Here is a 13675-nt window from a genome sequence, read left to right as displayed (position 1 = left end):
GGGCATTCGTGCCCTGCCCTTTTTACGTTGAGAGGAGGTAAGCATCATGACGCTAGACGAGATGATTCAGCAATGCGCCGGGGATATCGACGAGACGTTAACCAAGTCGGCAGCCGGCACCTACGAGGGCGAGGAGTTGAGCATCGCGACGAAGATCGTCACGGGCATCAACTACGCCTATCAGCTCGTCGCACGCGAGAAGTACGTCCTCACGGAGCAGGAGACAGTCACGCTCGACGATCGAGGGACGTTCAACCTGTCGGGGCTAACGCGGCCGGCCGTGCGGCTGTTGAACGTCTACGAAAGCTACGGAGAAGAAGCAGACTGGTCGCTGCGGAATGAGTCGCTCCTGACGTGCCGGGACCATGCCGGCGAGCAGCTGCAGGTCGAGTACGCCTTCCTGCCTCCGCGCATGCCGATCGGCGACCTGGCAGCGGAACCGCTCGTGCCGGAGAACCGTGTCGACCACCTGCTGTTCTGCTACTACGCCAATTTCTACGTGTTGAGCCTCGAGCCGGACAACGAGAGCCGCGAGAAGGCGGCGACGTTCCTCGGCCTGTTCAACTCGGCCTTCGATCAGCTGCAGACGCGCGTCAGCCAGTACATGACCATCAGCGTGGAGAGGTGATTTAGATGGGCATCTCGATCGACCGACCGGCGGCAACTGCGGCGCCTCCTGAGCTCCGGATGGGTGCGGACTCGCAGGTTATGCTCAGCGGTGGTGTCTCCTACAAGTACGACCCGACGCAGATCCGGGACAACCAGAGCCCGGCCATGCTCAACATGCTGGCTAACGACAACGGCAGCATCCTGAGCAAGCGGGATGGCCAAGCCTATATCTACCCGTCCTCTCTTGGAGCTGGGGGCATTAACGGGGCGCACGGGCGACTTTGGGCGGGGCAACGCATCTTCGCATGGGGGACTGGGCTGTACAGGCAGAGCGGCAGCAGTGCACCGGTGCAGATCATGAGCGGCCTGGCCAATGCGCCGGGAAGCTTCCTGGCATTCGGTGGGAAGCTCTATTACCTCAACGGTAACCAGTTCGTCGTCATCGACAGCGGATTTGTTGCCGCGATGGTCACGCCGTTTGTGCCGACGCTGACCATGTCGGTTCCTCCGGCCGGCGGCGGCACACCGTATCAGCAGGCCAACCTGCTCACAGCGGCCTTCAAGGTCAGTTTCTCATCCGACGGCAGCTCGACCAAGTATTATCTTCCGACGACGGGACTGGATGCCACGGCCGTCACGGTGACGATCAATGGCGCAGCGAAGACGGAGGGAACGCATTTCACCGTCAACCGGACGGCGACGCCCTACGCATACATCGACTTCGGGACCGGAAGTTCGCCGAACGGAGCAATTGCGACGAGTGCACCGAACAACGTCATCGTCACGGCCTACAAGACCAATCCAGGCGCCGCGTCGCGGATCCTCGGATGCAAATATGCGATCGACTACGGCGGTGACAACGACACGCGCCTCTTTGCTTGGGGCAATTCCTCCTATCCGAATCGGGCGTTTCGCAGCGGGCTCATGGACCCGACCTACTGGCCGGAGAATGAGTATTCCGATGTCGGCAGCGCCTCCGAGCGATTGGTGGCCTGCGCAAAGCATTACGACAAGCTCGTGTATCTCAAGGAGCGGAGCCTCTACTTCACGAGCTATAGCAACCCGGTCACGCAGGGCTTCTGGGGGGCAAGCCAGATCGGCGCGTCCTTTCCCTTGTATCCAATCAACGGCGCCATCGGCTGCGACATGCCGGGCAGCGTACAGATCATCGACAACAACATCGTTTTTTTCAACAGCGAACTCGGCGGCTTCATCCTGCTGCAAACCTCGCTCAAGGATGAACGGAACGTGCAGCCGATCAGCGGCAACATCAACGGACAGCCTACGCGGCCGGGGCTACTCGATTTGCCGAAGCCCGACCTGCAGGCGGCTAGCAGTGCGGACTATGATGGCCGCTACTGGCTCTGCATAGGCTCGACCGTCTACGTCTGGGATTACCGGCTCGGACCGTTCGGTAGCAGCGGGAATGTAGCGGCGGATGAGGAGCGACTTCCTTGGTTTCCGCTTAGAGGCATCGATGCGGCATGCTGGATTCAGGGCGACCGGGATCTTTATTACGGGAGCAGGAGTGCGGGGAGAATCATCGGCTTCACGGCCAACCAGAACGACTTCGGCCAGCCCATCGAGGCGTACTGGCGGACCAAGCGCTTCAGCTTTGGGCTGCCCGACTGGCTCAAGACGGTGAAAAAGGTCTGGTTCACGAGCAAGGCCGGCGGCTACAGCACGGTCAGTATTCGGTACATCAGCGAGCGGGGCGAGAAGGTCGACGAGGAGGAAGTGAACGTCAACTCGTTCCGCTGGGATCTGGCTGCATGGGACACATGGACATGGGCCGTCAATGAATATCCGCCACCGGAGCGATTGCGGCCGCGCACAAAAAAGGTTGTCTACTTCCAGATGGAATTCGCGAACAAATCTCTGAACGAGAATTTGTCGCTCATGAGCCTGATCATTCAATACTTGATCGTGAAAAAAGTGAAATAGGAGGTGCGACGTGCCTTTTCAATTCAACCCGGCAGACGGCTATCGTAATACAGTGACGTTCCCGCAAAAACCAGCTAATGAAGCTGCGTTCAGAAGTCAAATGCAGTCGCTTTTGGATCAGTTGGCATCCTATCTCAATCAACCTAAAACAGGGGAAACGTATACCGGACCGATTGTACTTGACAACAGTAGCTCTGATGGTCCGGAAATTGTCTGGAAAGATACTGTAAACAACACGACAGCATACATGGATCTTTATAATGAAATGCTTCGGGTTTATGCAAGATACAGGAATGGTGCTGTCATCAATCCAATGACCTTAAATCTTGGGACCAAAGAGGTATATTTATTCGATGCTAGAGCATTACGAGCATTGTCAGGGAGTAGCAACATACAGAGCGGAACTGGATCAGTTTCAGTAAGTGCAGGCGTTCAATCTGGTGTCAATATCTTCTTCCCAGTTTCTTTTTCAGCAAAACCCTTGGTTTTATGTTCGTTAGCTGGAGCGACAGGGGTATACGGCACAGACACAGTAATTGGCAGCTACGGAACCTATGCGGGAGGAACGGTGCTGGGTCTAATCAGCGCACGTTCTCAAACGCTCGACTATTCTTGGATTGCAATTGGAACTTAGATTTGAAGGAGGTGTGAGCTTTGTCATTGAGTAATTACTGGTTCTTGTATCTCCCGACGACTGGGCGAATCATTCAAGGGTATCTTGGAGACGCGGAGAAATGGACCAATATACCGGCTGGTTTGAATGTCCTGGGCCCGTTCCCGCAGGAGTCTGCTCCGGACATCGTTGCCTCGGCACAAAAGCATATCCAATATTACCTTGTTCAGCAGGGAACCATTGTTGAGCGTCCGAACATCGACGAAATCAAAGCGGCCGAAGAGGCTGAAATGAGCAAGCCAGCTCCGAAGACGCCGGATCAACTCCGAATTGAGCAGCTCGAGCAGCAATTGGCTCAGCAGTCAGGCGACATGACATCTTTTATGGAATATATCGCGGAAGCATTGGGGGCCGGATAAGATGGCGATCATCCTCTCTTTCCTCGTGGGCTCCTACGCTCGCGATATTTTTTTGTATGGCAACCGAACCTTCCCATCGATTAAGCCGGACTATGTACAGCCGGTGAAGCAGTACGCCGCGGCGACCTACAGCTACGACCAGGTCGACAACGCGCTCTCCCGCGGCTGGATCACGGCGCAGGAGCATGCCCATACGACGGCGCTCATGCCTCCGCGGCCGGCTCCGCCGGAGCCAAACCCTGCGCCGGAACAGTCAATGCCGGGAGACCCGGAGCCGCCTGTCGTCATTCCACCGACGGCGACAGAGCCACAAGCAGACGATTCAAGTAGCGAGGAGGCGGTCTAGATGGCAGGAGTCGACCTGGCTAAGCTTCGGGCCGCGCAAGAAGCTGCTGCGGCAGCCGGAAGTCAGAAGGCACAGCAGGCACTGGCAGCACAAGCAAACGGCGGCAACGCCTTAGGCGGAAGTGTGACACTGCAGAATCCGATCAGTCAGCCAAGCGGCGGCAGAATGACGACCTATGGAAGTTCGCCGACTCCAACGCCAGCTCCTGCAGCTGTTTCGATGGCACCGACAACGAACTATGTCCAGCAGGCCACCAACGTCACTGGCAATGCCGGTACCGGTAAGCTCCTGAACGATATCCTGTATGCCAAGGATCAATACGATGCCGGGAATAAGGCGTGGGCGTCTCAAACCGCACAAGGCTTCTATTCCCAATTGGACCCTGCTTTGGCTAAGCAGGTTCAGGGGATGAACGCGCAGCAACTTCGTGATTATATTGCCGGACAATCAGCGGCTCCAGCAGCAAACGGGGGTTCACCGGCACCCATGTCCAATGGGGCCCCTGTTTACTCTGGAAGTCCATGGAGCGGCTCCGGAGTTTCAACTCCCAGCAATCCTTCAGCCAGTGCTCCAGCAACATACCAGCCTACTTATACTGGTCCAGACATGACTGCAATGAAGGATCAGCTCAATTCTCTTTATGACAATCGCCTGGCTGCGGAGACGCAAAAGCTGAGGGATGCGCTGGCCACGGCCCTTCAGGGCTATAGCGCACAGGAGACACAGGCGAAGCAATCAGCCTACGACAATCGCAATGCGGCAGATGTCGTCTCCATGCAAGGCCAACAGGCTATGGCAGAACAGATGGCAAATGCAGGTCTTACAGGGGATGGTCAAAACCTCACACTTGCTGCGTCGCAGGCTGCCAGCCGGCAGGGTGCTCTTACGGACATCAACCGGACGGAGACGAACGCGCTCCAAAATATCAGCGAGCAGCGAGCTAACCTGCAGAACAACGCTGCTCAGAACGAGCTGGCGCTCACTCAGGCGGTCGGCGCAGACAAGGCAGCGGCTCTATTCGATCTGCTGAAGTATGGGGATTCCCGAGCGTTCGATGTGGATCAGGTCAATTACGGACGTTACCGGGACGACATCAACCAGCAATTCGCAGAAGATCAATTCGACTGGTCGAAGCTTATGCAGGAGGCTGGACTCACGGGAATGTATAACGGTCAGTCCACCATGGCGGGGAAGCAACAGAATCTTGAGGCAGCATTAGCCTACTCCAATCTGACGGGCCAAGTTCTTGGCCCTCAGAGTGATTGGAGCGGGCTTTTGCGGCAGGCATCGAGCGGTTCGGCTCCGCTTAGCCTCGCTGGTCAGCAAGCGCAACTGCAAAGCAAGCAGGCGAACTTAGATGCCGCACTATCAGTGGCGGGACTGACCGGGAATATCGTCAATCCTCAGGCGGACTGGACGGGCCTATTCCGCCAGGCGGCCGCGGGAGGAAACGGTCAAACAATGGCTGCGCTGCAACAGGCGTTCCAACAAGCGATGTCCCAACAACAATACAATCGCGGTGTTTACGAGTCGGATCGGAACTATCAGCTTCAGTCGAGCGGTCAAAGCTTTGACCAGTGGCTGGCCAATCAAAATCTGCAGATGAACCAGGATAAAACCTATATCGACTACCTGCAAGCTGCGAATGGGACCAACTCCCGAAGTGCTCAGCCAATCTCCTCAGCGGACGCAGGAAATATGCTGAAGCAGTCGCTCTCCAAGGTTATCGGGAACTCCAATGGAAAGGCCGTCTACGGCACCATTACCGACCCGACAGCCAGGGAGAAAGCATTCCTGGACGCCTATAACGCCAGTGGCATTTCCTCTGGCACGGATGCGGTCTCTATGCTCTCCAAAGCGGGATATACGTCTCAGGAGATTGCGAAGTATAAAGACAAGTACCCGGAGGCTTTTCAGTAGGTGGCGGAGCAAGCGGCAACTACGCCACCGAAATCAACAAAGCAGCCGCGAAGTGGTCGGTCCCGGCCAATATCATTTCGGCCGTCATCTCCGCGGAGAGTAGCGGCAATCCGAAAGCAGTGAGCAGTGCTGGCGCGCAAGGGCTTATGCAGCTCATGCCGTCGACGGCCAAAGGACTTGGCGTCACGAATTCCTTCGACCCCGCCCAGAACATTAACGGCGGGGTTCAGTATTTGAAGGGGCTGCTCGACACGTACGACGGCGACCTGGCGAAGGCGCTTGCCGGTTACAATGCCGGCGGAAACCGGGTTAAAAAGGCGGTAGCCCAGCATGGTAACAACTGGCTCGCTTACATGCCGCAGGAAACTCAAGGCTATGTCAGCAAGATCATGAAAACCCTGAACGGAGGTTGATGCTTGTGGCTCTGCAATACCGTCCGGACAACTGGCAAGAAGAGTTGCGACAGAAAGGTACTGCTGCCCGGGAACAAATCGTCCAACAATTCACCGCGCCAGCAGTTACTCAGCGTCAGCCTTTGACTTACCGTCCGGACCCAGAACAGCTAAGGGAGCAAGAGGTTCGTGATCAGGTATTCTCCATGAGCAATCCCTGGACCATAAGAGACAAGATAACGGAATTGGCGACGCCGAAGAAGTATGTTCCTACTGAGCCTTTTGAATTTGATCCATTCAAGCGTGCTGCAGCTCTCACGAAGCAGCCGGAGCGGAAGACGTTGCCCGGCATGATCCAGATCCCGGAGATGCATTACAAGACGAACTCCACACCCTGGCAGCAATTTGTCGAGAATTTGCAGGACTTGCCGATCTACCGGGCTGGAGCGACGCTGCAGGAAGGGATCAAGAACGCGACGAGCCTGAAGGAGCCAACCTTCAAGGAATCAACCGGGAACCCCAAGTTCGACAAGATTCTCCGAGCCATAGGCGGAGGCGGTGCCGAGCTGACGAATGGTCTCATGGCTGGCGGCCCGGCAATGGGCAGCGGAGTAATCGCAGGGAAAGTCTCCCAGCAGGCTGCGACCAAGATGCCTGCCGTTGCTTCAAGGATCGTCGGTGGAGCCGCAGAGGGCGCAGTAACAAACGTGGCAACAGGCATGGCCAATAACCAAACCGATCCCGGAGAGATTGCCAATCTTGCCGTTACTGGAGCAGCCCTTGGCGGTGGACTCAGCGGCGTCGTTGAAGGCATTGCAAAGATTCCCGCTGCTGTCCGTTACGCTAAAGAGGCTCCCTTGCGAAAAGAAATCGATTCGTTCATCGAGCGGACCAACGCGCCTGCGGAATCCGTATCTGCTCCTCCGGCAACTCGCATTGAGCGTAACATCAGTGGATCATCAGCCGCGGTGGATTCGAAGGGCATTGAGCTGGCTGGCAACCTGAACCGGTATGAACGGCTGCAGCAGCAGTATGGCCAGGCAGTCAATGACCAGTACCAGTATCTAAAACAGTCCATGGCTGAGCGAGGTGGCGTCCGGCAGGGTGGCCTTGTACAGAATGCCGATGGCGAAGTGACCGGGCGGTTTGGCCGGCAATCGGAGAACCCGCGCTGGTATCGCGACTTCTTCGCGGATCAAGGCCGGAAGCCTTCGGACAAGGAGCTTCGGCAGCTCGCGGTGAAGCACGTCAACGAGGGCTTTGCCGACGACATGGGCGATGTGCCTCCGTGGAGACCAGCTGATATCGAGGACATTGATGGGGAACTGGCGGCAATCAAGCAGGCTGCTCCGACGATCGCGGACCCAGCGGAGCGGGCAGCGGTACAGCAGGTAGCAGACTCCCTGCAGGCTAGCCGGGACCAAATCAAGCGCCAGCTGCCGGAGGGCTCGCAGGCGCGCGTCGCAATGCCGGTGCCTGGCGGTGCCGGCGCCGTTCCAGCAGCGGGTGCGGTGTCCGCCGGCGGGAAGACGATCTCCCGCGTGCAGGTTGTCGAGAGCATTCGCAAAAACCTCGGCGCGACGATCGACACTGGCCGCATGGGCGTCTCGCGGCAGAAGGTGCTCGGCCTCTACAAGACACAGCCGGAGGTCATCCGGACAGGCTACGCCGAAGATTTGGACACGATCGCCCATGAGGTCGGCCATCACCTGGAGAAGAAGTTCAGCCTGAAGCAGAATCGCCAGCTGGAGCAGGAACTGCTGGACATGATGGACCAGGTCGGCGTCCACAACTACCGGCAGTACCCGCGCAGCGAGTGGTTCGACGAGGGCATCGCGGAGTTCTTCCGCGTTTATCTGGCCGATCCGCAGCAGGCGAAGCAGCTCGCGCCCCGTTTCGGTGCGTTCCTCAACTCGACTCTTCCGGCGAAGATGCAGCGCGGCCTCGTGCGCGTCCAGAAGGACATGCAGACGTGGCTGCAGCAGGGGGACTACGAGCAGGCGAAGGGCTTGATTGAAATGGCTGGCGGAAAGAAACAGCGGCGCTGGAACTGGAACAAGTTCTATACGCAATCGTTTGATGACCTTCATCCATTAAAGCTCGCCGAGCTCGCGCTGACGGGCAAAATTGGGCAGGGGGCCAAGTCCATCTACAAGCTCGCCCGGCTCAGCCGCGGCATTCCAGAACGGGCAAAAATGGCCATCACGCGCGGAGTCTTCGACAGCCAAGGTAATAAACTCAGCGAGGGCATGGCGAAGATCGTCCGGCCGCTTGAAGAAATCGGAATGAGCGAGCACGACTTCGCGACCTACCTGGCCGTGCGGCATGCGATCGACCTGCGGCGCCTTGGAAAGGAGACTCCTTTCACACCGGCGCAGATGTCTGAGGTGATGAGCCGCTGGGACAACAACCCGATCGTGCAAGAGGCGCACCAGGAAATCAAAAAGTACAATAACGCGCTACTGAGCATCCTGCAGGAAGCTGGCATTGTCTCTTCGAAGTCTGTGCGGGAAATGAAATTCAAGTACCCGAATTACGTGCCATTCATGCGCTATTTCGATGACGACGGCGTGGCCGGCTTCAAGAACGGCGGCTACGGCGCGTCGAAGGCATTCGCCAACATCACGACCCCGATCCGGAAGATGAGCGAGGAGGGCAGCCAACGGAGCATCATCAACCCGTTCGAGTCCATGATCAAGAACACCTTCCTCGTCATGAACGCAGCCGCGAAGAACAAGGTTGGGCAGCGCCTGGCCGCACTCGCGGATGTGGATGGCGCGGGCGTCTGGGTGGAACGGGTGCCGGGGCAGAAGTCCGGCAAGGAGCACATCATCGACGTCTACCAGGACGGAAAGAAGATTGCCTACAAGGTGCGGAACCCGGACCTCTACAACGCCATGCTCTCGCTGGATGAAGAGTCGACGAACAGCCTCCTGCGCTTCCTCGGCGGCGCGGCCGGCATGCTGCGAGCGGGCGCGACGCTGACGCCGGAGTTCATCATTCGAAACGCCTTCCGTGATGTGGTCGGCGCCATCATCAACAGCACCAAGTACGGATTCAACCCGCTCGACTTCTTCAAAGGGCTTACACACACGATCGGGAAGACGGACGTATTTGAAAAATTTGTGAACAGTGGCGGCGCGATGGGCACGATGATGTCGCTTGATCGGGACGCCAACCGGGAGGCAATGCAGGCCGTATTCCGGCAGAGCTGGCGGGACAAAGCGGCGACCACGATCACTTCGCCGGCGGAACTGGCCAAACTACTGAGCGGATACAAGGCGCTTAAGGGTACGGTCGGCTTGCTGCGGAAGGGAGCAGAAATTTCCGAGCTTTCAACCAAGGTCGGCACTTTCAACAAGGTCTTGAATAAGACGGGTGACATCGAGGAGGCCGCATACACGGCGAAGGACTTGATGGACTTCAACCGAGCCGGCAGCGCAATACGTTCGGCGAACCGCTCGATTGCGTTTCTGAATGCAGCACTCCAGGGGACGGATAAAACTGTCAGATCATTTTGGGGATCGCAATTAACTGATTTAGAAACGAAGAGTAGTTTTTTGGTGCGTGTTTTTACGACGCTCGTCCTGCCTGCGGCCGGTATCTACTGGTGGAATCGGACGCAGCTCAGCCCCGAGGAGAGGGCCACGTTCGAGAATATTCCTCAGAAACAGAAGGACAATTTCTTCATCATCGGGATCCCTGGCACGGGAGAGTTCGCCCGGATCCCAAAGCCATTCGAGGCGGGCATGCTGTTCGCCACGAGCACGGAGCGGTTCCTCGGTTGGTTGGAGGAGAACGATCCGGAGGCTTTTGACGGCTACGCCAAGACGACGCTACAGTCGTTCACGCCGCCGGTACTGTTCACCGCGCTGACGCCGCTGCTTGAGGCAATCACCAATCACTCGTTCTTCCGCGATGCGCCGGTCGTCCCGATGGGAGAGCAGCGCTTCGAGAAGAAAGACCAGTACGGCGTCTACACGAGCGAGCTGTCTAAGGAGATCGGCTCCTTCATGGCCAAGATCGGCCTTGGAAAAAGCAACCTGGCCAGTCCAAGGATCATTGACAACACAATCAGCGGGTACGGCGCCGGCCTCGCCAATTACGGGGTCGACATAATTGATGCCGGAATCAACGCAGCACGCGGCGGTCGTGAGGTCCCGTTGCCGGCGATGAAGATTACGGAGCAGCCTGTAGCTCGGTCGTTCTTCGTCAAGACAAGCGGGGGCGGACAGATCCGGGAGGATTTCTACGACGAATGGGATAAGTTAAGCAAGAAGAAGGCCTCGGCAGATTTGTATGGAAGAGAACTTGAGCAAAAAGATAAGGATAAATATATTAAAATGAAACCTTATCAGAAAGACATTCAAGAGTGGCAAAAACAGTACAAGGAAAAACTAAAAGACAAGACTGTGCAATCTGAGAACAAACGGCGCCAGCTGGACGAGCTTGATGCTAAGATGAACGCAGCAGCTAAAAATGCACTCGGGAAGTAGGTGGGCTATGAGCCAAAGGGCGGGCAACACGCTGATTATCATCGCGATCATCTTGCTGAACTTGATCTTGATGACGAGCGGCGGCGGAAGCGGGCGCGGTGCAGATTATTATGAAACGCAGACTGACGTGTACCAATTTGACGATTCCGAATAAGATGCCAAAGAAAGTACTGGTATTGCCAATACCCCTTTTTGTGTATAATAAAGGTAACAAAAGCCAACCCTCCAAATGGTACACGGTTGGAAAGCAAGAAAGAGAGCGCCGCTAACGCTCTCTCCTGCACAAACTTGGAGGAAACCTCCGGAAGTGTCAATCGTGACATCCGAAAATAACCCGTTCCTAGCGGCTAACTTGGGCGGGTTATTTTCGTTTTAAGTAGGTGAGCAATGCGAGAAGAAACATTCCCAGCATCATCACTTCCTGAAGCGAAAATGACATAGGCATCACCTCCGATCTGGAGGCTAGCTTTTCCGTCCAAGTGCTGTGCATGGACAATTATACCAACTCTATGAGTCTCCGTATACCGGAGGCTTTTTATTTTGCCCGAAATGAGGGAGTCGGATGATAGAGATGGATGAAACGGAGCTACTGGAGTCCGACTTCAGCGAAGACAGCCTGCGTGCAATCGGCAGACTGCTCAGCCCGTGGGTGGCGCAAAGACTGCTCCTGCCCGGCCCGGTGCTGGTGCAGCTTCCGGAGGAGGCTGGTCGGCGTGTATGACCTGATTATCGAGCTGGCGCATGCGATGTGGAAGAATGGGCTGTCGCTCAGCGCGCTTGGCACGGCTGTTTATGTGCTGCTCAAGCAGCGAAAAGTGAAGCAGGCGCTTCGCCGGGTGGTGCCGTGGTTGCTCTCGGACGACAGCGAGGTGAAGGCGTATATCGCAAACCAGCTCATCATCATGGAAAATCAGCGGCGCACGATGGCCGTCCTGGGGGTGGATCCGGTATGTCCGGAGGATGCAAGTATCTCGAAGACGTCGAAAAGCTTTCGGCGCGCTCTCAGAACGTTCTTTATTTCTTTCTCGGCGGCACGATCGCGTGCCCTCGCTGCAGTCGGCCGGGAACCGTTGTTTACCACAAACTCAACTATATCGAAGCGGAGGAAAAACAAGATGAAAAAATGGTTTAAGGCGGATTCCCTGACGGTGCTTGGCGCTGCAGCAGCTGCAGCCGCAACACGTTTCTTTGGTGTTCAAATCGATGTAACAAACATCGCCGCAGCGGCAATCATCCTTCTCGGCTATTTCAAGGCTCATGAATACGTGACCGTCGTTCGCGGTGCCAACGGGTTGCCGATCGGCTTCAAAGCCAACAGCCGGAAGTTCATCTTTACGATCGTGGCGTTCGGCCTGATCATAGCGGACGAGCTCTTCAAGCTGGGCTTGGGCAATGAACTGATCTTCACGCTGACGGCAGCGGTGACTGGCTACAACCTAGTTGAAGGTAAAAAGGATGCGAAGGAAGCGGAGCAGGAAAGCGCGGAAGCACGGCAGACACACTGAGGGGAGCGACCAGCATGATCGACATGAAATGGATGGGCGATCGGGTACCGAATCACGGCCCCCGCGCCGCCAAGAACAGGACCTACACGCCAATCGTCATCGTGAATCACATCTCGATCGGCACGATGGCCAGCATGGATGCCTGGTTCCGCAATCCGGCCGCACAGGCGTCCTCCCACTTCGGCAACGCGCGTGACGGCCGCGTGCATCAGTACGTGGACATCAAGCGCGCAGCCTGGACGCAAGGGCTGCTGCCGGCGGCGATCCCTACGGCGCCGGCGGCCGTAGTGCGGGAGATGGGCGTGAACCCGAACCTGTACTGCGTGAGCATCGAGAACGAGGGCTACGCGGGCAACGGCGCAGACGGCACGCTGACCGAGGAGCAGTTCTGGAGCCTGTGCTGGCTGCACAAGTACATTCAGATGGAGGTCGAGCGGATCTGGGGCCATCATATCCGGTTTGGGCCGGACACGGTGCTTGGCCACTATCAGATCGATCCACGGCGGAAGCCGTACTGCCCCGGCCTGAATTTCCCGTGGGCCCGGCTGTACGCGGAGCTCGCCGTCGCGGAGAGCATCCAGACGCTCGAGCTGTACGAAGAGCGCATCGCCTACCAGCTCAGCCAGGCGAGCCGTTACGCTGCAGCCTTCGCCATCGCCGGCCGGGTGCGTGACTTGGCCGAGCGGTTGTCGGATAAGACGTGGGGAGCCGCGGCGGAGACGAAGCTCCTGTACTTGGCCCCGGTGATGCCGTCCATTGCGTACGGAGACGGTCCGGTGACGGCGGCTGGCATCGCATCACGAATCCTACAGCTCGGTCAAACGGCTATGGGAGCCGGATCATGGCAGGAAGAAGCTGTCCGTAAGCTGCTGTTGCTCGAGCCAATCATGAAGGAAAAAGGCGTGCTCTGATTTCTTGGAGCACGCTTTTTTTTGTTGAGTGTTCGTATTGTGTTCGCATATAATGGTGGCAGAGGTGATGGTCATGATTCCAAGCGAAAGAAGGCTGGAGGACATCGAGCGGAAGGTATTGCGGATCCTGGTCAACTATTCGAAAATCAGATCGACTCCACTGACGATGGAAAACCTCCGGAAATTCACGGGGAAACGGGAGGGGCGGCTCCAGCACATCCTCGTTGTTTTGGAGCAGGAAATGTACATAGAGATTGAGAGCCGGCAGCCGCTGAGGTACAGGGTGCTGAAGGAGTTCGAGGCTCATGAATTGGATTGGCATCGACAAAACTCACGGAACAGGAAAAACTCACAAGAAAACTCACTAATTATCCATTCAAATTCGAATCAATACGAATGGAAGTTTTAAATAGACCACATGATGGTTAGGGAAAGTCGCAATTTCGTAGGTTCATGAAGCCTTGCAAAAACCCCTAATAGATGGGCGGCATGATGTAAGTGCCGGGCCACCAAGCCTGAT

12 protein-coding genes are annotated in these 13675 nt (G+C 56.8%); all 12 read left to right on the top strand.

The annotated features are described in order from the left end of the window. Window positions 1-46: 46 nt before the first annotated feature. The 12 genes from VE23_RS25155 to VE23_RS25115 all read left to right on the top strand — a co-directional run bounded on the left by VE23_RS25155 (window position 47) and on the right by VE23_RS25115 (window position 13155). A complete protein-coding gene (locus VE23_RS25155) occupies window positions 47-628 on the top strand; it encodes a hypothetical protein (protein WP_049869869.1) in 582 nt (193 codons plus the stop codon). Window positions 629-633: 5 nt separating this feature from the next. Next, a complete protein-coding gene (locus tag VE23_RS25150; RefSeq protein WP_049869868.1) occupies window positions 634-2553 on the top strand; it encodes a hypothetical protein in 1920 nt (639 codons plus the stop codon). 10 nt (window positions 2554-2563) lie between these two features. Then, a complete protein-coding gene (locus tag VE23_RS26845) occupies window positions 2564-3187 on the top strand; it encodes a hypothetical protein (RefSeq protein ID WP_157054108.1) in 624 nt (207 codons plus the stop codon). 20 nt (window positions 3188-3207) lie between these two features. Continuing rightward, window positions 3208-3585 carry a hypothetical protein gene (locus VE23_RS25145; protein WP_049869867.1) on the top strand — a complete coding sequence of 126 codons (378 nt, stop codon included), beginning with the start codon at window positions 3208-3210 and terminating at the stop codon, window positions 3583-3585. Window position 3586: 1 nt separating this feature from the next. Next, window positions 3587-3931 carry a hypothetical protein gene (locus tag VE23_RS25140; RefSeq protein WP_049869866.1) on the top strand — a complete coding sequence of 115 codons (345 nt, stop codon included), beginning with the start codon at window positions 3587-3589 and terminating at the stop codon, window positions 3929-3931. Next, window positions 3932-5851 (top strand): hypothetical protein, encoded by a 1920-nt coding sequence (locus VE23_RS25135; RefSeq protein WP_049869865.1) that lies wholly within the window; start codon window positions 3932-3934, stop codon window positions 5849-5851. Between the two features lie 32 nt (window positions 5852-5883). Then, complete coding sequence (locus VE23_RS25130) at window positions 5884-6264, top strand: lytic transglycosylase domain-containing protein (protein ID WP_084781751.1); 381 nt, start codon at window positions 5884-5886, stop codon at window positions 6262-6264. 5 nt (window positions 6265-6269) lie between these two features. Beyond that, window positions 6270-10739: an LPD38 domain-containing protein gene (locus tag VE23_RS25125; protein ID WP_157054107.1), complete on the top strand. Its 4470-nt coding sequence runs from the start codon at window positions 6270-6272 to the stop codon at window positions 10737-10739. 7 nt (window positions 10740-10746) lie between these two features. Then, entirely contained in the window at window positions 10747-10893 is a 147-nt protein-coding gene (locus VE23_RS26840) for a hypothetical protein (RefSeq protein ID WP_157054106.1), read from the top strand. A 408-nt stretch (window positions 10894-11301) separates the two neighbouring features. After that, complete coding sequence (locus VE23_RS26835) at window positions 11302-11460, top strand: hypothetical protein (protein WP_157054105.1); 159 nt, start codon at window positions 11302-11304, stop codon at window positions 11458-11460. Beyond that, window positions 11453-12244, top strand: coding sequence for a hypothetical protein (locus VE23_RS25120; RefSeq protein ID WP_049869862.1), 792 nt, complete (start codon window positions 11453-11455; stop codon window positions 12242-12244). Before VE23_RS26835 ends, VE23_RS25120 begins: the two co-directional genes overlap by 8 nt. A 14-nt stretch (window positions 12245-12258) precedes the next feature. After that, complete coding sequence (locus VE23_RS25115; protein WP_049869861.1) at window positions 12259-13155, top strand: N-acetylmuramoyl-L-alanine amidase; 897 nt, start codon at window positions 12259-12261, stop codon at window positions 13153-13155. Window positions 13156-13675: the final 520 nt, after the last annotated feature.

The organism is Paenibacillus sp. D9 (genome assembly GCF_001188365.1).
In the GTDB taxonomy this organism is placed as follows: Bacteria; Bacillota; Bacilli; order Paenibacillales; family Paenibacillaceae; genus Paenibacillus_O; species Paenibacillus_O humicus.
The sequence above is the reverse complement of the archived record's forward strand: the minus strand, read 5'-3'. Positions and strand labels throughout refer to the sequence as shown.

Coding starts and splice junctions, on each gene's coding strand:
- VE23_RS26840 (WP_157054106.1), top strand. CDS start 10,747: ATGAGCCAAAGGGCGGGCAACACGCTGATTATCATCGCGATCATCTTG.
- VE23_RS25140 (WP_049869866.1), top strand. CDS start 3,587: ATGGCGATCATCCTCTCTTTCCTCGTGGGCTCCTACGCTCGCGATATT.
- VE23_RS25115 (WP_049869861.1), top strand. CDS start 12,259: ATGATCGACATGAAATGGATGGGCGATCGGGTACCGAATCACGGCCCC.
- VE23_RS25135 (WP_049869865.1), top strand. CDS start 3,932: ATGGCAGGAGTCGACCTGGCTAAGCTTCGGGCCGCGCAAGAAGCTGCT.
- VE23_RS25155 (WP_049869869.1), top strand. CDS start 47: ATGACGCTAGACGAGATGATTCAGCAATGCGCCGGGGATATCGACGAG.
- VE23_RS26835 (WP_157054105.1), top strand. CDS start 11,302: ATGATAGAGATGGATGAAACGGAGCTACTGGAGTCCGACTTCAGCGAA.
- VE23_RS25150 (WP_049869868.1), top strand. CDS start 634: ATGGGCATCTCGATCGACCGACCGGCGGCAACTGCGGCGCCTCCTGAG.